24 protein-coding genes are annotated in these 22258 nt (G+C 63.2%); 16 read left to right on the forward strand and 8 right to left on the reverse strand.

The genetic code is table 11. The annotated features are described in order from the left end of the window. The first annotated feature begins 79 nt into the window (after positions 1 to 79). A complete protein-coding gene (gene ygfZ, locus ACCAA_RS03235; RefSeq protein WP_186405808.1) occupies positions 80 to 1096 on the forward strand; it encodes a CAF17-like 4Fe-4S cluster assembly/insertion protein YgfZ in 1017 nt (338 codons plus the stop codon). Between the two features lie 128 nt (positions 1097 to 1224). After that, positions 1225 to 2007: an NRDE family protein gene (locus ACCAA_RS03240; RefSeq protein ID WP_186405981.1), complete on the forward strand. Its 783-nt coding sequence runs from the start codon at positions 1225 to 1227 to the stop codon at positions 2005 to 2007. Here ACCAA_RS03240 and ACCAA_RS03245 read toward each other — a convergent pair. After that, positions 1977 to 2459, reverse strand: a complete 483-nt coding sequence (locus tag ACCAA_RS03245) for a L,D-transpeptidase (RefSeq protein WP_186405980.1) — start codon at positions 2457 to 2459, stop codon at positions 1977 to 1979. The genes ACCAA_RS03240 and ACCAA_RS03245 overlap by 31 nt on opposite strands. A 2-nt stretch (positions 2460 to 2461) precedes the next feature. Beyond that, positions 2462 to 2923 (reverse strand): tRNA adenosine(34) deaminase TadA, encoded by a 462-nt coding sequence (gene tadA, locus ACCAA_RS03250; RefSeq protein WP_186405982.1) that lies wholly within the window; start codon positions 2921 to 2923, stop codon positions 2462 to 2464. A 163-nt stretch (positions 2924 to 3086) separates the two neighbouring features. Here tadA and ACCAA_RS03255 point away from each other — a divergent pair, with 163 nt between their 5' ends. Then, complete coding sequence (locus ACCAA_RS03255) at positions 3087 to 3587, forward strand: cyclic nucleotide-binding domain-containing protein (protein WP_186405809.1); 501 nt, start codon at positions 3087 to 3089, stop codon at positions 3585 to 3587. Here the strand turns inward: ACCAA_RS03255 and ACCAA_RS03260 are convergent. Continuing rightward, entirely contained in the window at positions 3581 to 3973 is a 393-nt protein-coding gene (locus ACCAA_RS03260; protein ID WP_186405810.1) for a CZB domain-containing protein, read from the reverse strand. The genes ACCAA_RS03255 and ACCAA_RS03260 overlap by 7 nt on opposite strands. Positions 3974 to 4176: 203 nt before the next feature. After that, entirely contained in the window at positions 4177 to 4407 is a 231-nt protein-coding gene (locus ACCAA_RS03265; protein WP_342674024.1) for a hypothetical protein, read from the reverse strand. 672 nt (positions 4408 to 5079) lie between these two features. Between ACCAA_RS03265 and ACCAA_RS03270 the strand changes: the two genes are divergently transcribed. Beyond that, positions 5080 to 5715 (forward strand): PEP-CTERM sorting domain-containing protein, encoded by a 636-nt coding sequence (locus ACCAA_RS03270; RefSeq protein ID WP_186405812.1) that lies wholly within the window; start codon positions 5080 to 5082, stop codon positions 5713 to 5715. 238 nt (positions 5716 to 5953) lie between these two features. Here the strand turns inward: ACCAA_RS03270 and ACCAA_RS03275 are convergent, their stop codons facing one another. Next, positions 5954 to 6925: a ParB/Srx family N-terminal domain-containing protein gene (locus tag ACCAA_RS03275; protein ID WP_186405813.1), complete on the reverse strand. Its 972-nt coding sequence runs from the start codon at positions 6923 to 6925 to the stop codon at positions 5954 to 5956. Positions 6926 to 7130: 205 nt separating this feature from the next. Further along, positions 7131 to 7958, reverse strand: coding sequence for a hypothetical protein (locus tag ACCAA_RS03280; RefSeq protein ID WP_186405814.1), 828 nt, complete (start codon positions 7956 to 7958; stop codon positions 7131 to 7133). An 85-nt stretch (positions 7959 to 8043) separates the two neighbouring features. Between ACCAA_RS03280 and ACCAA_RS03285 the strand changes: the two genes are divergently transcribed. After that, positions 8044 to 8226, forward strand: a complete 183-nt coding sequence (locus tag ACCAA_RS03285) for a hypothetical protein (protein WP_186405815.1) — start codon at positions 8044 to 8046, stop codon at positions 8224 to 8226. Positions 8227 to 8258: 32 nt separating this feature from the next. On the opposite strand, the gene ACCAA_RS03290 is transcribed toward ACCAA_RS03285, so the two are convergent. Beyond that, complete coding sequence (locus ACCAA_RS03290) at positions 8259 to 9464, reverse strand: patatin-like phospholipase family protein (RefSeq protein ID WP_186405816.1); 1206 nt, start codon at positions 9462 to 9464, stop codon at positions 8259 to 8261. Next, positions 9461 to 9949: an Lrp/AsnC family transcriptional regulator gene (locus ACCAA_RS03295; RefSeq protein WP_186405817.1), complete on the reverse strand. Its 489-nt coding sequence runs from the start codon at positions 9947 to 9949 to the stop codon at positions 9461 to 9463. The genes ACCAA_RS03290 and ACCAA_RS03295 overlap by 4 nt, the downstream gene beginning before the upstream one ends. A 168-nt stretch (positions 9950 to 10117) precedes the next feature. On the opposite strand from ACCAA_RS03295, the gene leuA reads away from it, so the two are divergent. From leuA to ACCAA_RS03350, 11 genes are all read left to right on the forward strand, one after another. Then, complete coding sequence (gene leuA, locus ACCAA_RS03300; RefSeq protein WP_186405818.1) at positions 10118 to 11818, forward strand: 2-isopropylmalate synthase; 1701 nt, start codon at positions 10118 to 10120, stop codon at positions 11816 to 11818. Between the two features lie 333 nt (positions 11819 to 12151). Then, the gene (locus ACCAA_RS03305; RefSeq protein WP_186405819.1) at positions 12152 to 12448 is read left to right on the forward strand and encodes a CCDC90 family protein; all 297 of its coding nucleotides are present in this window, start codon (positions 12152 to 12154) and stop codon (positions 12446 to 12448) included. Positions 12449 to 12681: 233 nt separating this feature from the next. Further along, positions 12682 to 13572 carry a metallophosphoesterase family protein gene (locus ACCAA_RS03310; protein WP_186405820.1) on the forward strand — a complete coding sequence of 297 codons (891 nt, stop codon included), beginning with the start codon at positions 12682 to 12684 and terminating at the stop codon, positions 13570 to 13572. Then, positions 13569 to 13952, forward strand: coding sequence for a cupredoxin domain-containing protein (locus ACCAA_RS03315; RefSeq protein ID WP_186405821.1), 384 nt, complete (start codon positions 13569 to 13571; stop codon positions 13950 to 13952). The genes ACCAA_RS03310 and ACCAA_RS03315 overlap by 4 nt, the downstream gene beginning before the upstream one ends. A 19-nt stretch (positions 13953 to 13971) precedes the next feature. Beyond that, positions 13972 to 14502, forward strand: a complete 531-nt coding sequence (locus ACCAA_RS03320; protein ID WP_186405822.1) for a sigma-70 family RNA polymerase sigma factor — start codon at positions 13972 to 13974, stop codon at positions 14500 to 14502. 1 nt (position 14503) lies between these two features. Then, positions 14504 to 15148, forward strand: coding sequence for an anti-sigma factor family protein (locus ACCAA_RS03325; RefSeq protein ID WP_342674025.1), 645 nt, complete (start codon positions 14504 to 14506; stop codon positions 15146 to 15148). A gap of 78 nt (positions 15149 to 15226) precedes the next feature. Beyond that, entirely contained in the window at positions 15227 to 16069 is an 843-nt protein-coding gene (locus tag ACCAA_RS03330; RefSeq protein ID WP_186405823.1) for an oxidoreductase, read from the forward strand. Between the two features lie 291 nt (positions 16070 to 16360). Next, positions 16361 to 16933, forward strand: coding sequence for an O-acetyl-ADP-ribose deacetylase (locus tag ACCAA_RS03335; RefSeq protein ID WP_186405824.1), 573 nt, complete (start codon positions 16361 to 16363; stop codon positions 16931 to 16933). A gap of 36 nt (positions 16934 to 16969) precedes the next feature. Beyond that, positions 16970 to 18370, forward strand: a complete 1401-nt coding sequence (locus tag ACCAA_RS03340; RefSeq protein WP_186405825.1) for an erythromycin esterase family protein — start codon at positions 16970 to 16972, stop codon at positions 18368 to 18370. Positions 18371 to 18563: 193 nt separating this feature from the next. Beyond that, positions 18564 to 20408 (forward strand): FAD-dependent oxidoreductase, encoded by a 1845-nt coding sequence (locus ACCAA_RS03345; RefSeq protein ID WP_186405826.1) that lies wholly within the window; start codon positions 18564 to 18566, stop codon positions 20406 to 20408. Positions 20409 to 20417: 9 nt separating this feature from the next. Continuing rightward, the gene (locus tag ACCAA_RS03350) at positions 20418 to 22256 is read left to right on the forward strand and encodes a 2-oxoacid:acceptor oxidoreductase subunit alpha (protein WP_186405827.1); all 1839 of its coding nucleotides are present in this window, start codon (positions 20418 to 20420) and stop codon (positions 22254 to 22256) included. Positions 22257 to 22258: the final 2 nt, after the last annotated feature.

Raw genomic sequence — 22258 nt, forward strand, 5'->3', positions numbered from 1 at the left:
GGAGCAAGGGCTGCGACTGGCTCTATAATAGCCGAAACCCTAAGCACTCCCCCAACCCTTGATGGAATCTAGAGCAACGATGAACTCGATCTGGCAGGAATTTCTGGGTGCCTCTGGTGCCCGCATCGATCACGGTCTGGTCATGGATTTCGGCGATGCGGCGGCAGAACTGGCGGCAGCCCGTGACGCAACCATCGTCTCACCGCTGACCCATCTTGGCCTGATCGACGTCGCGGGGCCTGATGGCAAGGATTTTCTGCATCATCAACTGACCAGCGACGTGAACCACCTGGCCGCTGATGCGGCGCAGCATTCGGCCTGGTGCTCGGCCAAGGGCAGGATGCTGGCCAGCTTTCTGATCTTTCGCAGCGGTCCCGACTACCACCTGCAACTGGCGGCGGATCTGCTGCCGGCGATGCACAGGCGACTGCAGATGTTCATCCTGCGCAGCAAGGTGACCGTCGCCGACCAGTCTGGCTGCCGTGAACTCGTCGGTTTGTCCGGTCCGCAAGCGGAAATGGCCCTGCAGACGGCCAGCCTGCCGATTCCCGCCGGGCTGCTGAGCACTGCCGCTTTCGCCGAGGGGGTCGTCATCCGGCTCGACAACAGTCGTTTCGAGATTGCCATCGATAGCGATGCGGCCACCCGTCTCTGGCCAGACCTGCAGTCGCACGCTCGCCCGGCGGGGACCGCGGTCTGGCAATGGCTCGACATCCAGGCCGGCATCCCGCTGATCACCGCGCAGACGAAAGAGGAGTTTGTTCCGCAAATGGCCGATTTCGAGCGACTGGGTGCGGTCAGCTTCCACAAGGGTTGCTATCCCGGCCAGGAAATCATCGCCCGCACGCAGTACCTGGGCAAGGTCAAGCGTCACCTGTATCGCGCTCACTCGGCCAGCCCGATGGCCGCCGGCAACGCGATCTTTTCGCCGGCCAACCCTGACCATCCTTGCGGCATGGTCGCCAACGCAGCGCCGGCTCCGACTGGGGGATACGACGCCCTGGTGGTCGTCCAGGAGAATTTTGTCGCCGCAGGAGATCTCGAGCTTGCCTCTCCGGGCGGCCCGCGCATCGACCTGCGATCGCTAAGCAGCTAGAGCGTGCTGGCCCACTCCCTGCCCGATGACCTTGCTGTAGGGTGCAATAAGCGAAGCCCATTGCACGGCATCATTCCAGCGCCATGTCCGTTGCTTATTGCGCCCTACCCTATCTTTGTCAGCCGACGATGTGCCTGATCGTACTCGCCTGGCAGGCACACCCCGACTATCCGCTGGTTGTGGCCGCCAACCGCGACGAATTCTTCTCCCGCCCGGCAGCACCTGCTACGTTCTGGCCTGAAGCGCCGCAGGTCCTGGCCGGGCGCGATCTCGAAGCCGGCGGTACCTGGCTGGGAGTCAGCCGCGGTCAGCGCTTCGCCGCGCTGACCAATTACCGTGACGGCAGCAAGCAGCTCGTCGATGCGCGCTCGCGCGGCGCGCTGGTCGCCGATTTTCTGACCGGCAATACCCGCTCGGACGCCTATCTGGCGCAGGTCGCGGCAGCATCGGCCGCTTACAATGGTTTCAATCTCTTCGTTGGCGATGGCGAGTCCCTCGCCTACTACTCGAACCGTGGCGACGACCCGCCACGCCGACTGATGCCCGGGGTTTACGGCCTCTCCAACCACCTGCTTGACACCCAATGGCCCAAGCTGGCCAGCGCCAAGGCTGCCTTTGCCGAAGCGCTGACGACGCTGCCGGCACAGGCGCCGTTCTTCGAACTGCTCGCCGACCAGGAGATCGTTCCTGACTCCCATCTGCCGGAAACCGGCGTGCCGCTTGAGTGGGAACGCATCCTGTCGGCCGTTTTCGTGCGCTCCGAAAACTACGGAACGCGGGCAGCCACACTCCTCACTCGGCACCGGAACGGGCAAACCTGCCTCGTCGAACGAAGCTTCGACGAGGCAGCGGTGGTCGTCGGCGAGGTCTGCGAAGCGTTTCAGTCGTCGCTGATATCGACCTGCGTGTAGGGCGGCACCAGGTCGAAGAGTTCTATGATGTCCGCGTTGTGCATGCGAACGCAACCGATCGAACCGGGGACACCCAGCGGCGTGCTGTCGGGGCAACCGTGGATATACACGTAGCGACGCATGGTATCGACGTTGCCCAGCCGGTTCCGACCAGGCTCGCAGCCGGAAAGCCAGAGGATGCGCGTCAGAATCCAGTCGCGCTTCGGGAAGCGCTCGCTCAGTTCGCGGCAATAGATCTCGCCGGTCGGTCGCCGGCCGACGAACACCGTGTTCTCTGCCTGCCCGGCGCCGATCCTGGCGCGCACCAGGTGGCGGCCGCGCGGCGTGCACAGGCTGCCGTGGACTTCGCCCGGCCCCTTCGCCGCAGTCGACACGGGATAGGCGCGCAGCACCCGGCCAGACTCGTCCGACACGGTCAGCTTCTGGGTTTTGATCGAGACGTCAATCCGCACTCTCATGTCGCTTTCCTGATCCGCCGCGAGGCAAAAAAATCGGAGAGCAAGCGGCCACACTCGTCGGCCAATACCCCACCAACGACCACAGTGTGGTGGTTCAGGCGCTCGACGGCAAAGAGGTCAACCACACTGCCATGGACGCCGGTCTTGGCGTCACGAGCGCCATAGATCAGGCGTGCGATGCGCGCCTGTAGCACCGCGCCGGCACACATCGCGCAAGGTTCGAGAGTCACGAACAGTTCGCAACCGGGTAGACGGTAGTTGCGCAGATGGCGCGCCGCATCACGCAGCGCGGCGATTTCGGCATGCGCCGTCGGATCGTGTTCGCCGATCGGCGAGTTGAAGCCCCGGCCAACGACGACGCCGGCGCAGACGACCAGAGCACCGACCGGCACTTCACCGAGACATTCGGCAGCCTGCGCCAGGGAGAGCGCCTCACGCATGAAGTATTCGTCTTTCATCGACAGCATTCTACCCCAGCAATCCTTTCGCCATTTGGTGACGAGTCAGAACAGCGCGATCAACAGCCGTCGGCTTTCTTCTTCCGTTCGCCTCGCGCGAGGCGCACAATGACGAACAAAGACGAGCAGAACAGACGACCACTATCGATGTCCGGGGTGAGCAGTGAAGACAGGCATATTTCTGCAGGAGCAACCGCTGTTCGGCGGGGTTGACGACCATGCGATGAGCGCCATCATCCCGCTCTTGCGGGAACTGGAATTCGCTGCGGGTGAGGCGATTGTCCGCGAGGGCGAAGATGGCGATTCGCTGTTCGTGATTTGCCGCGGCTCGGTCGAGGTGCTCAAGGCCAGCCCTGCTGCGAATGGTATGGTCGCCACGCGCATCGCCGTTTTGAACGTCGGCGATGTCTTCGGCGAGATGGAGTTGATCGACATGCAGCGCCGATCGGCGACCGTGCGCGCACTCGAAGCGGTCTCTGTTCTGGCGCTGTCGAACGGCGATCTCTTCCGTATCTACGAGTCCGACATGCCGACGTTCACCCTGATCGTCCTTAACCTGGCGCGAGAGCTGAGCCGCCGTTTGCGCAGCATCGACGATCTGGCGGTGCGCTGGATGCCCAGCGGCGCTGACGCCGACTCCTCGGCACTAGCGTCGAATCACTGACCCGCCTTCAGCTTCTCCTGCCACGCGCGCATGGCAATCACGAGCCTTCCGGACATCGTGACGTATTCGCCGTAGAGCAGGCTATAGGCCTCAACCATCCTGCCGGACGCAGCCAAGTCAAGCACCCGTGCGGCGAGTTGATGAAACTCGGCGTGCAAACGTTGCACAGCCTGGAAGTACTCTGAAACCCGTTGTTCAGCCGACAAGTGAGATCCGTACAGCCATTTGCCGAATTCGCATTGGTTGTCCGCTCGAATATACTCCCGATCCATCCCCGAATACGCCCCAAGAACCGCGTTCCTGAGATGCGTCATCCACACGGCATGCTGGCCGATCGCCGCTTCGATGTCCACCACATCATTCATCCCGTTTTTCTCCTGAAACATCAATGCACACTTTAACCGCATAGGCACAGCATTGACCTCGGCCGTGCGATCAGTGCTTATCCGAATCGTTCGGCAGAGGTGACATAAGGCATCGTGACGTTCCTTTCCAATAGGGTGTACTCGTCCGTGCGAAAGGCACGTGCCATGGCTTCACGGCGGACGGGAGGCTGCTCGAAATCGGCCAGCGATCTTGAGGTGCCGCCTCAGAAGAACTGCTTGGCGAAGTTGGCCAGGGCCAGCGCCAACACGGTGGTGACAATCCACTTGACCAGGCCCAACTCAGCCTTGACCTCGGCGATGTCCAGCTTGGTGGCGATTCTCTCGTCGATCAAGCGGGCCTGTTCTTCCGCGAGGATCTCTGCCTGTGCTTCAGGCATACCGGCTTCGGTCAGGCGTTTGACGAACTTGTGGGTGTCGAAAGTGATCGTGCTCATGGGAAGCATCCTACGCTACTTGACGAGCCAATCACAACGGGAGTTTGGTGCCCGCCGAAATCGTGACGGGCAACCATAAATCTGTCATCGGCAAAAATGCCGAACGACTTGGCCACGTGCAGGGCACCGACGGTTTTCGGGGGCCGCAAACGCGGCCAGAGGCGCAGCCCGGGTAAACACGCCCGGACTACCGCCTTGGTCCATATGGGTGACTCGTGCGGACTAGTTCCGACACCGCAAGAACGAAAACCAGGGCGCGAACGCCGCACTGATGCCAAGAGCGGAGTAGCTCACGAAATTATCACCGCTGCATAGCACGAGATCTTTTTAACTTGCTGACAAGGGCCGGTAATGGGTGACCCCGGCGGCGCGTGACCCCGGCGGTTGTGATCTGACCCTGGCGGCTTGTGCTGGCGCGTGATCCGCAATGTGATTAGGGCATGTGGAGACCGATGCCGCGCAACCGAACAACTGATTGGCCTAAAAAGCCTTCGATGTGTCGAAAAATTTTACACATGGCCTTTTCAGAATCGTTCTACTTTTACTATGTAACTGTTTAAATTAATGTATATATTTATGGCACGGAAATTGCTCAGTAGTGTTTGCTCGGGTCATCGCGATTAAAGCGTGACATTTCTCTCACAACCAACTTAACCCCACACAGAGGTAGCCATGCAAATCAAAAACCTGATCTCCGCAGCAGTTGTCGCCGCTGCAACCGTCGCCGCTCCGGCTGCGCAAGCCGCCTTCATTAATGGCGGCGTCTCCTTCGTCGGCGGCTTCCCTATTCCCGCTGCACTGACCAACCTGCCGACCAGCCTGGTAAGCGGACTGTCGTCGTTCGACGTTGATGCCGTAACGATCGGCGTCGGCGCGTCGGGTGATCTGACCCCCGCCGCTGGTGTGGGAACAGCGTTCGACTTCAGTAACACTAGCGTGCCGCAGACCGTGTTCCTAGCGGGCGGCTTCACTTTCAAGGTCCTGAGTTGGGGCGCGCCGGTTCCGACGGCGATGACTTGCACCGCAGGCAATTGCGGGGATGCGATTTCATTCAGCGCGCTGGGTGAAGTGAGCGGAGGAGGTTTCGACCCCACCGGCTTCACGATGTCGTGGTCTGCCAACGGCACCTGCAATGAGAGCACTACCGTTCCGGGAACTTGTGGCGATGGCGAGACCGCTTCGTGGTCAGCGAGCATCAGCGCCACCGGTAAAGAGCCGACCGTTCCCGAACCTGGTTCGCTCGCCCTGGTCGGCTTGGCGCTCGCTGGTGTGCGTTCCTTGTCCCGTCGCAAAACTAGCGAGGCCTGAGCTTCGCTTCCGCGCACCGCCGGGGTCACCCCGCCGGGTAGCGTAGCGGGCAGGCTTGCACCTGCCTGCCCTCATCAAACCGTGCGTGCGAATTTCCCGCACACGGCTTTCCGATGCTCTTGACGCCAAGGCCATGCGCCGAGTTACCGCCCGTCTTCGCAGGAACTTGGTACAGCCCGTAGCGCCCGTAGAGATGAGCACTTGGAAACCGGCGGAAGCCGGTTGGGCCGGTTGGCGCTTACTGGCAGGGGGGCACGACGCCCTGGTGAGGCTGCGGGTTGTAGCCGGCGCCCGCACCCACGTAGGCCCGCGTTTCCGGTGCCGCCGCCGCCGTCATTGCCGCGAGCAGAACCTGGGCCAGCTTCTCACGCTGGCGATCGAGACACTCCAGATTCAATGGGACCTGTTGCGAGCAGGAAATGCCGTCGCCGAGAGTCGACTTCACTTCCGGGACCGTGCTGTGATGCGCGGCCCATTTGAATTCGACGAAGAACGCCCGGGTGCACTCGACATCCGAGAACTGTGTCGCGCAGCTTCCTTCGGCGTCCTCGTCCGTCACACCGGGCGGATTGCACTTGACATAGCCACAGTTTGTCCGCACCCAGGCTGAAAGGGTCCGCAGCGGATCGTCCTGCAAGTCGGCGATTTTTTTCGGCAGCTCGCTGGGCGAGATCTCCTTTCCGTCCGGATTCTTCAGCCAGGTCAGGTTCTCCTGTTCCATCTTCGCCCAGAACGCGCCCTCCTTCATCTGGGACCAGTCCTTGAGAAGGTAGGCATACAGCTTCTTCTGCTTGGGCGGAATGTCTGCGTTGAGGACGGCGGTGGATAAATGATGATGGTCGGTCAGATAGAACTTCCCGCCCGGACCACGCACGAGGGGCACCCAGCGACCGTCCTCAAGCAGCTTGTCGTTCAATTTTCCAGCCTTGGCCCAACTCGCGATCTTGCCCGATTTGCAGGTCACGGCGCCCATTCCCACCGCTGACTGGGTCGGATGGAGGTCCTTGACGTCGATCCAACACCCTTTCCTCTTCTTTTCGTTCAAGGTGACGATCCTGATCGGCGCCTCGCCTGCGGCTGAATTCGTGCCATCATCATAATCAACGAGTTTGACGACCTTCGTGTTCTTGCCGCACTCGGCGATGCCCTTCGCCCACTCGTTCTTGCCACTCCCGGCCTCGGCGATGCCCGCCAGGCCGGTGATCAGCAATCCCGAGAGCATTACAGTGATCGCGCGCATATCTCTTCTCCTTGGTGACTGCGACAGGGAATGAAAATCATACGAAGACGCCTTTTACCCGTCGTGCCGAAAATAGCCTCAATGCCTTGACGGCAACCAATTGAATATCTTTATGACTGCCCACCGAGGCAGAGCATGACTGAGCGTTCCTGAAGGTTTCCGCCTCGTCCATCGGCTAACGTTCGTAGAAGCGCGCCCCTTGCTGCTCGAGCTTCTTCACCCACGGCTCCTTCGGTGGCGGCGGCGGTGGCACTGGCTCGTCGACGTGGATCGGCAACGGCATCGGCCGTTGCCGTGGGTAGCGATGCACGGTAACGTAGCGCAGGTAGAAGGTGACCGGCGATGCTCTCTTGAGCACCTCACCATCGCGGTCGACGATCGCCGCGTCGAGTTGGTAGCGCTGATTGGCCGGCGGCAGCGTATCTCCCCAGAACTCGGGCGGAATCGTGAATTCGCTGGCCGTGAAGCGCTGGCCAACCGGCCGGCCGTTGACGCTGACCCTGATCGCGTGCCCCTCGCCCAGTTGCAGCGGGGGTTCGAGCGCGACGCGCACCTCAAAGATCGCCGTGTTGGCCGCGACGCTGCCGTCGTCCTCGGGGAATACGATCCGGAAGCGGCGGTAGGCACGAACGACTGCCGTCGGGTGAGTGGCTTCAAGGTGCTGCCGGCTGGCCGCCGGGACGCCTTTGGCGACCGGCACCGGCTCGATCACGTTGAGCGGCGGCAAAGTCACCGGCTTGGCGCCGGGTTGTGGCTGGTCGGAAAAAGCCGGGCTACCGCCAGATCCACGCGTGACAAAAACCTCCTGCGCGAGCACCGCCGCCGGTACCGCCAACAGCAGGCACAACGGCACCGTCGCCTTCAGGCGACCGATCCAGTCGGTCGGGCGACGTTTTGCAGCGGGTGGTGGGCGGTTTGATGGCAGCATCACGAAACGGTTGAGCGAGCAGCAGATGGCACGAGTATCGAGGACTGGCGCCGAACTGGCAAGCGCCGGCCTCATTTCATCATTTCCCTGATTGGCATCCCTGCGGCAGTTGACGAGCGGAATCGCAATACGCCTCCTCGAACAGCTTGACGCTCACCCGATGCGCAGCGTCGTTTGCTTGCGCATCCTGTTGCAGACGGTGCCGGCGCTCAACTATGCCCTGGCTATGTCGGGAATCCGGTTCCGCGCGTACATGATCGGTACGCTGCTCGGCCCGCCGCTGCCAATCGCCGCCTATTGTCTGTTCTTCGACTTTCTTGCCGAGATACTGCATCTGAGCTAAACGGCAGCGCGCTGGCAACCGCCGCCCGCTGTTCACTCACCGGCGAGCAGGGCGAGCAGTTCAGCCTCGCGAGCTGCGGCATCGCTTTCTCCAAGGGAAATCAGCGAGTGCACAAAGCCGGGCTCAAAGAGCAGATAGCTGGCCAGTGTCCCGCCGCTCCCCTTGAGCATCCCCAGGGCACCCAGTGCCTCGCGGATGGGCACCGGCAATTCGGTCGTGTACCTCTGTGCCAGCGCGTCGAGCGACTGCGACGGCTCCATGGCCAGCACCTCGATCGCCTGGTAGCGCATTGCCGCGACCGCCTCGGGCGGCAGACTGTGGATGGTCTCGGTCACCCGCCTGGTCTGCTCCACATCTGCCTGCAGCGTATCGTGAAATACACTCGCCATGACGTGGCCGGCCATGCTGCCCAGCGTGGGACCGCGCGTCGGCGTGCTCAGCGGATCGATCGCCAGCGCCGGCTGCTCGGGTTCCCCGACGCCGATCACCAGGATCTTGCGTGCCCCCAGGTGCATCGCCGGCGATAGCGGCGTGATCTGGCGCATCGCGCCGTCGCCAAAGTGCTCTTCCCTTCCATCCACCCGCAGCGTGGTCGCCGGGAACAGGAAGGGGATCGCGCTCGAAGCCAGCAGATGGTCAACGGTGAGCGGCTGAAACTCGGCGCGGCGCCCCGGATGGCTCCACGGCTGAAAGGCATCGCGGCTCGCCGTGTGGCAGAAGGTCCAGTGCACGCCAGTGTTGTAACTCGATCCGGTCACCGCCAGTGCGTCGATGCGCCGCGCACGCAGGGCATCGTCGATACCGTTGAAAGCGATACCCTCGCGCAGCAGGGCTGCCAATGGAGTGCTGTCGAGCAGCGCGCCATTCACCTGCAGGTGGCGGGACAGGCCAAGGACCAGTGCCACACGGCTGAAGCGCAGCCAGTGCGGCAGGTTGAGCTGGTAGACGTCGGTCGACCGCAGGCGACCCCAGAATTCCGCCAGTTGCGCGAACGCATGCAGACCGTCCAGCGCCCGCCCGGCGAGAAAAGTGGCGTTGATCGCGCCGGCCGAGCTGCCAACCAGGATCTGGAAGGGAAACGACCTCGCGGCGCCGGGCTGTGACTGCAGCATGCCGGCCACGGCGCGTAGAACGCCGACCTGGTAGGCCGTGCGCGCGCCGCCGCCCATCAGCACCAGGGCCAGCGACGGCCGCTCGTACTGGCGCATGCCGGCATAAATGATCGTCGCCAGGCTCATGCTGCGACAGACGATATGAGCCGCGGCAGCGGCAGCGCGGTCTTGTCGACCACCCGGCGCAAGACAAAGCTGGAATGGACGCCGGTCACTCCAGGGATACGCGTGATCCGGTCGAGGAGGAGTTCCTGGTAGGCATCCATGTCCTTGACCACCACCTTGAGCTGGTAGTCGGCATCCTGGCCGGTGACCAGCAGACATTCGAGCAGTTCAGGGATCTCGGCAATCCGCGCGTCGAAGGTACTGAAACGCTCCGGCGTATGTTGATCCATAGAAATGTGGATCAAAGCCATCAGCGACAGTCCGAGTTTCCTGGCATCGAGCAGCGCGCGATAACCGGTGATCACTCCGGATTCCTCGAGCGCGCGCACGCGGCGCAGACAAGGCGAAGGCGACAGGCCAATGCGGTCAGCGAGGTCCTGATTGCTGATCCGGCCATCCTGCTGCAGGGCCTGCAGAATCTGACAGTCGTAGCGGTCGAGCGGCACGAAGCGTCTCCGTGGTTTGGATTCCGCAATATTAATCTACTTTGGCAGAGTTTTTGGCAATTTAATGGCCAACAAGCTCGCTGATCAGCCACATAACGCAAGCACCTGCGGGCCGCTTTTGCTTAACATTGAACTCCTTTCCTCAATCGCCCTTCAGGAGCCGTCATCATGTTGCAGAACCCTGCCAGCAAATACCATGCCTTCCCGCCGGTCGACCTCGCCGACCGCCAGTGGCCGAGCCGCAGCATGAGTCAGCCGCCGATCTGGATGAGTACCGACCTGCGCGACGGCAACCAGTCATTGTTCGAGCCGATGAATCTCGAACGCAAGATGCGCCTCTTCCGCCTGCTTTGCGAGATCGGCTTCAAGGAAATCGAGGTCGCTTTTCCCTCGGCATCGCAGACCGAGTTCGACTTCGTTCGCGGCCTCATCGAGGGCCAGCAGATCCCGGCTGAAGTCACCATCGAGGTCCTCACCCAGGCGCGCGAGCACCTGATCCGGCGAACGATGGAGTCGCTCCGCGGCGCCCGCCGGGCGATCGTGCATGTCTACAATGCCACCTCGCGGCCCTTCCGCGACTTCGTCTTCGACATGAGCCGGGCCGAGGTCGTCGACATGGCCGTCGCGGCCGTCAAATTGGTCAAACAACTGGCTGCTGAACAACCGGCCACCGAATGGGTGCTCGAATACAGTCCGGAAACCTTTACCGCTACCGAACTCGATTTCGCGCTCGAAGTCTGCAACGCGGTAACCGCAGCCTGGGGGGCAACACCCGACGACAAGGTGATCCTCAACCTGCCAACCACCGTCGAACTCGCGACGCCCAACGTCTATGCCGACCAGATCGAGTGGATGCACCGTCACCTCGAACGCCGCGACAGCGTCATCCTCAGCCTGCACCCGCATAACGACCGCGGCACTGCCGTCGCCGCCGCCGAACTCGCGCTGATGGCCGGTGCCGATCGCGTCGAAGGCTGCCTGTTCGGCAACGGCGAGCGCACCGGCAACGTCGATCTCGTGACGCTGGCGCTCAATCTCTATACCCAGGGTATCGCGCCCGGCCTCGACTTCTCCGACATCAACGCCGTCGCCCGAACTTTCGAGCATTGCACTCGCTTGCCCATCCATCCACGCCATCCCTATGTCGGCGACCTGGTGTTCACCGCCTTCTCCGGTTCGCATCAGGACGCGATCAAGAAGGGCTTCGCCGTCAAGCAGGACGATGTCGCCTGGAACGTTCCCTACCTGCCGATCGACCCGGCCGACGTCGGCCGCAACTACGACTCGGTGATCCGGGTCAACAGTCAGTCCGGCAAGGGCGGCATTGCCTATTTGCTCGAAGCTGAATATGGCGTCGTGATGCCGCGCCGCCTGCAGGTCGAATTTTCCAACGTCGTCCAGCAACATACCGAAGCGCACGGCGGCGAAGTCAGCGCCGCCGAGATCTGGCAACTCTTCGCGACGGCCTATCTCGACACCTGCGAACCGATACGCTACCGCGAGCACCGCCTGTTCGAAAACGGCCAGGCGCAGGGCATCCGCCTGGCGGTCGACATCGAAGGCGCGCCACGTTTGCTCACCGGCGAAGGCAACGGTCCGGTCGACGCGGCGGTGCACGCGCTGCACAACGCCGGCATCGACGTCCAGGTGCGCAGCTTTGAGGAGCGTTCGATGAGTGCTAGCGGTGAAGGAGGCAACGCCAGCGCCTGCGCCTTCATGGAAATCATCCGCGCCGATGGTGCCGGCGGCGAGTTCTACGGCGCCGGCGTAGACGCCAACATCGTCACAGCGTCGATCAAGGCGCTGCTCAGCGGGATCAACCGCATAGCGCTTCGGCTGCAACCAGGCGGGCAGCAGGAAGCAGCCTAGCTCTGGCGGAACGAGCGCCGGCACGGACGACGGCCAACGGCAGCGGCCACACCGACAGCATCGACCACGCCGGCGGCGTGTCAGCGCTGTCCGAACCGACCTCGCCGCCACGCCTTATGCCCGCCCGTGCGCTCCCGCTCTGGGAGATGCAGAGCGCCAACATGGGCGAGGACGACCTCTAGGCTCAATCGGCGCCTGAGTACGAATTCGATCAGCGCGTCGCCTGGTAGGTGCGGGATGGAAATAGCCATGCGCAAAGGTCCAGACTGAAGTACCGTGAAAAGCAGATTGCAACGCCTTGATTCTCGCCACGTCCTGAGCCACACTTTGGCCATGAGCGCGATCACTTTCGACACCTTGAAATTCGCCGAACGGCTGGAGAAAGCCGGCATGTCGCGCGAACTCGCCTCCGCTCTGGCGGAAGCGCAGAAGGATTCCTTGGCGGAAGTCATGGAGGCGCAGATGGCGACCAAGGGCGATGTTGCCGCCCTCGAAAAACCGTTGCGCCTTGATCTGGAGCGGGTTGAGCGCAAGCTGATCGAGCACGACGGCAAATTCGCGTTGCTGCAATGGATGATCGGCATCGTCATTGCCCTGGCCTTGGCCAACTTCGCCCAGCAGTTCTTCTAGCCTTTCCCCGCCACGCATCTTCCATCCCGCACGGAGCGGGATTTTTTTCGTCAGCCGCCCGCAAGGCGGTTTTTGGTGCCGGCAGCGAGTTCTACGGCGCCGGCGTAGACGCCAACATCGTCACGGCGTCGATCAAGGCGCTGCTCGGCGGGAATAAATTCCGTGGCTAGGCGGTATACAGGGTTGAGGCCCGTGAAAAGGGCTGCCCATCAACCCCAACAGAGGAGCACACCATGGACCGTCGAGATTTCCTGAGCCTTGCCGCCGTCGGTGGCGGCGCCGTTTTCGTCGCCAGCCTGCCGGGCTGTGGCAGTCTGGCCGGCACGGACAAGAGCGCCGGCACTGACTTCTACTTCGTGCAGTTGTCGGACATTCATTGGGGATACAAGGGACCGGCCAATCCCGAGGCCATGGTCACCCTGGGCAAAGCGGTAGCCACCGTCAACGCCCTCGATATCCAGCCCGACTTCATCGTGTTCACCGGCGACCTGACCCACACCACGGACGATCCGGGCGAGCGACGGCGGCGGATGAACGAGTTCAAGAGCATCGTCGCCGACCTCAAGGTCAGCAACATACGTTTCATGCCAGGCGAACACGATGCATCGCTGGATCGAGGAATGGCATTCAAGGAGATTTTCGGCGCCACCCACTACCGCTTCGACCATAAAGGGGTTCACTTCCTCGCCCTGGACAACGTCTCCGACCCCGGCACCAAGCTCGGCGACGAGCAACTGGCCTGGATGGGCGAAGAGTTGGACAAGCTTGACAAGGCAGCGCCGCTCGTCGTCCTTGCCCACCGCCCGCTTTTCGACCTGGTACCCAAATGGGACTGGGCGACGCGTGATGGCGCCAGGGCTCTGGCGCTCCTGCAACCCTTCCAGAAGGTCACGGTTTTCTATGGGCATATCCACCAGGAACACCACCACATGACCGGACACATCGCGCACCACTCGGCGAAATCGCTGATCTTCCCGCTGCCAGCGCCGGGATCGCAGGACAAGCCTACGCCGGTGCTCTGGGATCCGGCCATGCCTTACCGCGGTCTCGGCTTTCGCGAGGTGGATGCGAACCCCGCTGCAGCCAGCTACGTCATCAACGAATTCCCGGTGCTGCGCACATGAACAACCCAGCGCGGCGGCGGGCGCTGGTGCGCGGCGGCAGTTTGGCCGCAACCCTCTGGGTCGGGGCTCTGCTCGCCGGTCGCCTTGTCGCCGGGGAACGGGAAGATCGCGTGATCGAGATCGAAGCCAAGCGCTTCGAGTACACGCCGAACGAAATCCGGGTGAAACGGGGAGGAGCGGTGACCCTGGCCTTTCGTTCCATCGACTTCGTCCACGGCTTCAGCCTTCCCGATCTTGGCGTGCGGGCCGACCTGGTTCCTGGTCGGGTCACCGAGGTCCGCATCAAGGCAAAGGAAGCGGGCAAGTTCCTTTTCCTGTGCGACAATTTCTGCGGCGACAGGCATGAGGAAATGAACGGCATGTTGATCGTCGAGGCCTGACCACTCCGCAGGAACCCCAGTGACGACGCCCAGGGACTTCGAGACGCTGGTGCTGCCCCATTTGCAGGCGGCGTTCAATTTCGCCCGCTGGCTGGTGCACGACCATCAAGTTGCCGAGGATGTCGTGCAGGATGCCTTTCTCCGCGCCTATCGCTACTTTGATTCCCTGCGCGGCGACGACGCCCGTCCGTGGCTGCTGGCGATCGTGCGCAACAACTGCTACACCTGGCTGGAGGAGCAGCGCACCGAGCCGGGCCGTGTGGAGCTTGACGACGACCTGATCGACAAACTGCCGGCACACGAGCACGGGCAGGAAACGGACCCGGGCATCGCGCTCGAACGCGAGCGCACCCGCAAGCTGGTGGACCATGCGCTACGCGCGCTGGCGCCGCCGTTTCGGGAAGTGGTGGTACTGCGCGAACTGGAGGGTCTTTCCTACGCCGAAATCGCCCACGTCGCCGCCATCCCCATCGGCACCGTGATGTCCCGACTTTCTCGTGCCAGAGCCGAGTTGAAGACGACGCTGGCCGCGCTCAGAGGGCGCAACTGAGATGATTGACGACGACGACCATGAATTGAGCGGCCTGATCCGGACCCATGCCACGCGACATCGGGCCAGCCCGGCGCTCGACGCAGCCATACGCACCGAGATCGCCCTGCAATCGGCAGCGAGCCGCAAGCGGACGCGCTCGCCAGAGTGGCACTGGCCTGCCTGGGGGTTCGCCGGCGTCGGCTTCGCTTTCGGTGTCCTGCTCACGGTGCTGGTCGTGCTGCTCTCGGGGCAAGCGGTCGAAACGGACAAGCTGGCCGCCGAGCTGGTGAATAGCCACGTCCGCGCCCTGATGGTTTCCCACCTGACTGATGTCGCGTCTTCGAACCGGCATACTGTCAAGCCATGGTTCCAGGGCAAGCTGGACTTCTCCCCCGCAGTGCAGGATCTGGCAGAACAGGGATTCATCCTCGTCGGCGGTCGCCTCGACTACGTTTCGGGCAGGCCGGTAGCGGCCCTGGTTTACCGGCGCCACGACCATCTCATCAACGTTTTCATCTGGCCAGGTTCGGGGAACGAAGGTCAGCAAGCCAGCACGCGCCAGGGCTTCAATCTGCTTCACTGGCACGTCGACGGCATGCAGTACTGGGCGGTGTCCGACGCCCATGCCGAGGACCTGGCAGCGCTGGGCAAGCTACTGCACTAAGGTCTGTCAACAAAGACGAGCATCCGGGCTGCAGCTCATGTATCGTGCTTTCTCGCCCTAAAATGTCAGGAGTTGACGATGACCTCCGCTCATTCTGTCTGGCTTGTCACCGGTTGCTCGAGCGGCTTCGGCCGCGAAATCGCTCGCATCCTGGTCAAGCGCGGACACCAGGTCGTGGTGACGGCACGCAATCCGGCCGCCCTCGATGAATTTGCCTCGGCTCGGAACGCGCTGGTCGCCGCATTGGACGTGACCGTACCCGTGCAGATCGCTGACGTCGTCCAGCAGGCCGAGGCCCGCTTTGGACGAATCGACGTGCTGTTGAACAACGCGGGTTACGGCTATCTCGCGGCTGTCGAGGAGGGTGAGGACCAAGAGGTCCGCGCCATGTTCGAGACCAACGTTTTCGGTTTGGCGAACATGACCAAAGCCGTACTCCCCGGAATGCGCGAACGCGGTCGCGGCCACATCGTCAACATCTCGTCGGTGGGCGGTCTGGTCGGCTTCCCCGGTATCGGTTATTACAACGCCACCAAGTTTGCCGTCGAGGGTCTTTCCGAAGCCTTGGCCAAGGAAACCGCGCCGCTCGGCATCAGAGTCACCATCGTGGAGCCGGGGCCATTCCGCACGGATTGGGCGGGCCGTTCGCTCAAGACCCCCAAGAGCGCGATCGACGACTACGCGCAATCAGCCGGTGCCCGGCGGGCCGCCATCCAGGGCTACAGCGGCAGCCAGCAAGGTGACCCGGTGCGCGGCGCCGAAGCCATCATTCAAGCCGTCGAATCGCCTGAACCACCGCTGCATTTGCTCCTTGGACGGCCGGCATGCGAGATGATCGCCGTGAAGTTCAAGGAATTCTCGGCGGAAATAGACAAGTGGCGCGAGGTTTCTCTGGCGGCCGACTTTCCTGACGCGGGCTGACTGCCGCTGGTCCGTTTATGTGGTCCTTGCTGGGCCGCCTTACGTGCGTGTTGTTGGGCTTCGTTGATCCTGGAAACCTCTGTTGATGACACAAGAGCCCTTCGACACACCCGCTGCGCGGGCTGCTCAGGGCGAACGGAAGCTCACACGTTGGGTGAGGCGAAAGAATCCCGTTCTGCTGAGCCGGTCGAAGTATGAGCCGGTCGAAGTATGAGCCTGTCGAAGCATGAACCGGATTTTCCCCCGCCAACCGAGGCTTTCAGGATGAACGATTCCCAAGGCCGCGCCACCATGTCAAGCCATCAAAACAAGCCAAGCGATCCCACCCATCGCGCCAATCCCACCACCCTTCGCGCGCTGCACGCCGACATCACCACGCTGGCGCTTGACGCCATCGTGAACGCAGCCAACACATCGCTGCTCGGCGGCGGCGGGGTGGATGGGGCGATCCACCGCGCTGCCGGCCCCGAGTTGCTTGACGAGTGTCGCCTGCTCGGCGGTTGCCGGACCGGCGAGGCGAAACTCACTCGAGGCTATCGCTTGCCCGCGCGCTACGTCATTCACACCGTCGGCCCGGTCTGGCACGGCGGCGCCAGTGGCGAAGCCGAACTGCTGACCTCGTGCTATCGGTGTTCGCTCGCGATCGCCGCCGACCATGGCCTGCACACGCTTGCCGTGCCGAGCATCAGCACCGGCATCTATGGCTACCCGATCGAGCGCGCCGCGCGCATCGCGGTGACCACCGTTCGCGCTGCGACGCAAGAATTCGGTCAATTCGGTCGTCTGCAGGAGGTCGTCTTCTGCTGCTTCTCGGCCGGGGATTTGCTGCTCTACCAGAGGCTGCTCGACGAAATGGCTGACTGAGGGCGATCAAGCAGCAGCAGAAGGAGGAGGAGAGCGATGCCAGCCCGCCCGCGTCCGAAAATCCGCCGCCAGTGGCTGGCGCTCTGCGTCCTGCTGCTGGCCGGCTGTCTCGCCGAGAGCGTCGCCCTGGCGGCCGAAGAGAGCCGGCCGGAGGCCGAGCGGACTCTCGTCGCCGTGATCGGCGCCCACGCCCAGGCGATGACCGACAGCGCAGATGACTACGATCGCTTACTCGCTTCGATTGGCGACGCCAGGCTCGTCATGCTGGGCGAAGCGACACACGGCAGCGCTGAGTTCTACGATCAAAGGGCCCGCCTCACAGAACGGCTGATGGTCGAAAAAGGCTTCAGCGCGCTCGTTCTCGAAGCAGGTTGGGCACCGGCGACCGGGCTCGACGACTTCGTGCACGGCAGACTCCAGCCGCCCGATACCGTGAATCGCTGGCGCGCGTTTCAGCGTTTCCCGCGCTGGGTGTGGCGGAACGAGCAGTTCGCCGCTTTTCTCGATCAGTTGAGGGCGCTGAACGACGAGTCGGCGAGGGAGAGGCCGCTGGCCTCGGTGATCTCGCCAATCTCACCGATCTCTGTCTACGGCATGGATCTCTATGGCGTGCCTGATGCCGTCGCCGACGTGTTGCGCTATCTGCGCGCGCGCGACACCAGGGCAGCGGCGCAGGCCAGGCGCGACTACCGCTGTTTTGCACCGTACAAGCGGCCGGCTCTCGATCCTCAACTGTACGGCCGCGATGTCGCGCGGGGGTCGATGCCTTCGTGCGCCACCAGAGTCGCGGTCAGACTGGCGCAGATGCAGACACTTGCCGCGCAGGATCCAGATCGCGCCGCGTTTACGGCGCTGATGAGCGCACGTTCGATCGCCGGCGCCGAAGCTTACTATCGCCTCTTGCACACGGAGGGAGCTCTGACGTCATGGAATCAGCGCGAGCGCTTCCTCGCCGAGTCGCTGCAGATCCTTCTCGCCAGGCATGGCAAACTCGTCGTCTGGGCGCATAACACGCATCAGGGCGACGCCCGCGCGACCGATCAGGCGAAGGCCGGTGAGCTGTCGATCGGCCAATTGATGCGCCAACAACTCGGCGACGAAGCGGTCTATCTGGTCGGCATGACGACCTTCAGGGGCAGCGTTCGCGCGGCCACCGGCTGGGCAACGCCGGACCGCGCCACGACGCTGCGTCCGGCGATCGTGGGGAGCTGGTCACACCTGCTGCACGAAGTCGGCCTGCCGGCCTTCGTGCTCATTTTTCGCGACCACGCCGACCTGGTCCGGCAACTCGATCGCTCACTGCTCGATCGTGGCGTCGGCGTGACCTATCTGCCGGCAGCGGAACGCGAGAACCATTACGCGCACTCGTCGCTTGCCAGGCGCTTCGACGCACTGATCCACATCGATACCACGCATGCCTTGCGACCCCTGCGCTGAGACAGATGGCCTGGCACGTACTCGCCGTGCCGGGCATCCGCGGCGTCATCTGCGGCGATCCGCAAGCGAACACGACATATCCATGAAACATAACTCTTTTCAGAGCTTCTGCGGCGCGTTAGTATGGGCGCTTGTTTCCTCTCGGGCCAGGGGCCGTGGTCCGCACTCGTAGCGAAGAAAGGATGCGTTCGTCTTGAAGCCTACCGACATCGGCGCCCCCGACTATTTCCACAAAGTCGTTGATTGCCAGTGGGCATGCCCGGCCCACACTCCCGTTCCCGAGTACATCCGTCTGATCGCCGCTGGTCGCTACAGCGACGCCTACATGGTCAATTGGGTGTCGAACGTCTTTCCCGGCATCCTTGGCCGCACCTGCGACCGGCCCTGCGAGCCGGCGTGTCGCCGAAGCCGCGTCGAGGACGAAGCAGAGGACGGTCAGAGCCGCAAGGAACCGGTAGCCATCTGCCGCCTTAAACGCGTCGCGGCCGACTACAAGCAGGACATCCGCGGCCTGCTGCCGCAGCCGGTGGAGCAGAAGAACGGCCGCCGCGTGGCTTGCGTCGGCGCCGGCCCCGCTTCGCTGACCGTGGCGCGCGACCTGGCACCGCTGGGCTACGAGGTGGTGATCTACGACGGCGACACCCGCGCCGGCGGCATGATGCGCACCCAGATCCCGAAATTTCGCCTGCCCGAAGAGGTCATCGACGAGGAAACGGGCTACGTTCTCGGCCTCGGTGTCGACTTCCGCAGCGGCCAGTACGTAAAGTCGCTGCAGACCTTGCTCACCGAAGGCTACGACGCGGTGTTCGTCGGTTCCGGCGCACCGCGCGGCCAGGACCTTGATATTCCGGGGCGCCGCGAGGCAGCGAAGCACATCCATCTGGGCATCGACTGGCTGGCCAACGTGGCCTTCGGCCATACGACTTCGATCAGCAAGCGCGTCATCGTCCTCGGTGGTGGCAATACGGCGATGGACTGCTGCCGGTCGGCGCGCCGCCTCGGCGGCGACGACGTCAAGGTTATCGTCCGCTCGGGCTTCGAGCAGATGAAGGCCAGCCCGTGGGAGAAGGAAGACGCGATGCACGAGGGCATCCCGATCCTCAACAATCTGGTCCCCAAGGCCTTCACCCACAACGGCGGCCGACTGACCGGCGTGACTTTCTCGAAAGTGCGGTCGGTCTACGACGAGCACGGACGGCGCAGGCTGGTGCCGACCGGCGAGCCGGACCCTCACTTCCCGTGCGACGTGGTCCTGGTCGCCGTCGGTCAGGACAACGCCTTCCCCTGGATAGAGCGCGACATCGGCATCGAATTCGACCAGTGGGGGCTGCCCAAGGTTGACGCGACGACCATGCAATCGACCGTGCCGCACGTTTTTTTCGGCGGCGACGCAGCCTTCGGACCAAAGAACATCATCTGGGCCGTGGCGCATGGTCACGATGCCGCGGTTTCGATCGACCGCCTGCTCAACGGCGAGGACATCAGTGCCCGACCCGACCCGATGACCACGCTGATCTCGCAGAAGATGGGTATCCACGCCTGGCGCTACGACAACGCGATCTCGGTCGACCGCCGCCTGCGCGTGCCGCTGCGTGACATCAGTGCGGCGTTGAAGAACATCAAGATCGAGGTCGAACTGGGGTTCGACCCACAACTTGCGTTCGCCGAGGCGCAACGCTGTCTGAACTGCGACGTGCAGACCGTTTTTGCGCCCAAGCTGTGCATCGAGTGCGACGCGTGCATGGACATCTGCCCGATGGACTGCATCAGCTTCACGCACAATGGCGACGAGGACGAACTGCGCCCGCGGTTGCGCGCGCCTGCACTCAACGCGAGCCAGGACCTGTATGTCTCCGAGACGCTGAAAACCGGCCGCGTGATGGTCAAGGACGAGGACGTCTGCCTGCATTGCAGCCTGTGCGCCGAGCGCTGCCCGACCGGCGCCTGGGACATGCAAAAGTTCCTGCTCGAAATCACGCACGCCGGTCCCGCTTGCCGGGCTTCGGGCGTGCCAGGTCAGCCACAGCAAACCGCCTGAGGAGCGACAATGCAGAAGATCGAAGCGGTCAATGACTTCGTCGTCAAATTCGCCAATATCAACGGGTCGGGGTCGGCATCGGCCAACGAACTGTTCGCGCGCGCCATCCTGCGCATGGGCGTGCCGGTCTCGCCGCGCAACATCTTCCCGTCGAACATCCAGGGCCTGCCGACCTGGTTCGAAGTGCGCGTGACCGAGCACGGTTATCTCGGTCGCCGCGGCGGCGTCGATATGATGGTGACCATGAATCCGCAGACCTGGGATCAGGACTTGCGCGAGATCGACCCCGGTGGCTATCTCTTCTACGACAGCTCCAAGCCGATGCCGCGCGCCCGCTTCCGCGACGACATCCACGTCATCGGCATGCCGATCACCGAACTTTGCAACGCCGCCTATAGCGACTCGCGCGAGCGCCAGTTGTTCAAGAACATCCTCTACATCGGCGCGTTGACGGATCTCCTCGGCATCGACCCCGCCGAAATCGAGAAGCTCTTTGGCGAGCAGTACAAGGGCAAGGAGAAACTGTTCGACGCCAACGTGCGGGCACTCAACCTCGGGCGCGAGTACGCGCGCGAACACCTCAAGCCGATTGCGCTCAAGGTCGAGCGCCGCGATCGGGTCGGTGACCAGATCTTCGTCGACGGCAACAGCGCCGCTGCGCTGGGTTGCGTGTACGGCGGTGCCACCGTCTGCGCGTGGTATCCGATCACGCCGTCTTCGTCGGTCGCCGAGGCCTTCATGCGCTTCACGCAGAAGTTGCGCGTTGACCCGGTCAGCGGCCAGCATCGCTACGCGGTGCTGCAGGCCGAAGACGAACTGGCGTCGATCGGCATGGTAATCGGTGCCGGCTGGAACGGCGCGCGTTCGTTCACCGCCACTTCCGGCCCCGGCATCTCGCTGATGACCGAGTTCATCGGGCTGGCCTATTTCGCCGAGATTCCGGCAGTGGTGATCAACGTTCAGCGCGGCGGCCCCTCGACCGGCATGCCGACGCGCACGCAGCAGGCCGACGTGCTCGCCTGCGCCTATGCCTCGCACGGCGATACCCGGCATGTGCTGCTCTTTCCCGAAGACCCCTACGAGTGCTTCGAGATGTCGGCGCAGGCGCTCGACCTCGCCGAGCGCCTGCAGACGCCAATCTTCGTCATGAGCGACCTCGACATCGGCATGAACCAGCGACTGTGCCGGCCGTTCGCCTGGGACGACACGCGAGAATACGACCGCGGCAAGGTGATGACTCGCGAGGCCCTCGACGCAGGCGCCGACTTCGGTCGCTACCTTGACGTCGACGGCGACGGCATCCCTTATCGGACCTACCCGGGGACGCATCCGACCAAGGGTGGCTACTTCACTCGCGGATCGACCAAAAACGCCTACGCCGGCTACTCGGAAACCGGCGCCGACTACGTGTACAACATGCAACGCCTCTTGCGCAAGTTCGAGACGGCCAAGTCGCTGGTGCCGCTGCCGGTGCTCACCGCGGCCAGGTATCCGGCGCGTTTCGCCGCCGTCTTCTACGGGTCGACGAGTCCGGCAATGCATGAGGCGCTCGATGCGCTCGCCGACCAGGGCATCTACATCAACGCGCTGCGTATCCGTGCTTTCCCGTTCCAGAACGAGATCGCCGAATTCATTGCTGCCCACTCGAAGGTGTTCGTGCTCGAACAGAACCTCGACGGGCAACTGACGACGCTGCTGATCAACGAAGCCGGGGTGAACCCGGCCAGCGTGATTCGCATCCTGCACTACGACGGCACGCCGATCACCGCCCGCTTCATCACCCAGGAGATCGCCGAGCGCGTCTCGCGGATCAACGTGCGCCCACTGCGGGAAGGAATGGTGGCCTGAAG

Origin of the sequence: Candidatus Accumulibacter aalborgensis, from assembly GCF_900089955.1 — a bacterium.
GTDB lineage: Bacteria > Pseudomonadota > Gammaproteobacteria > Burkholderiales > Rhodocyclaceae > Accumulibacter > Accumulibacter aalborgensis.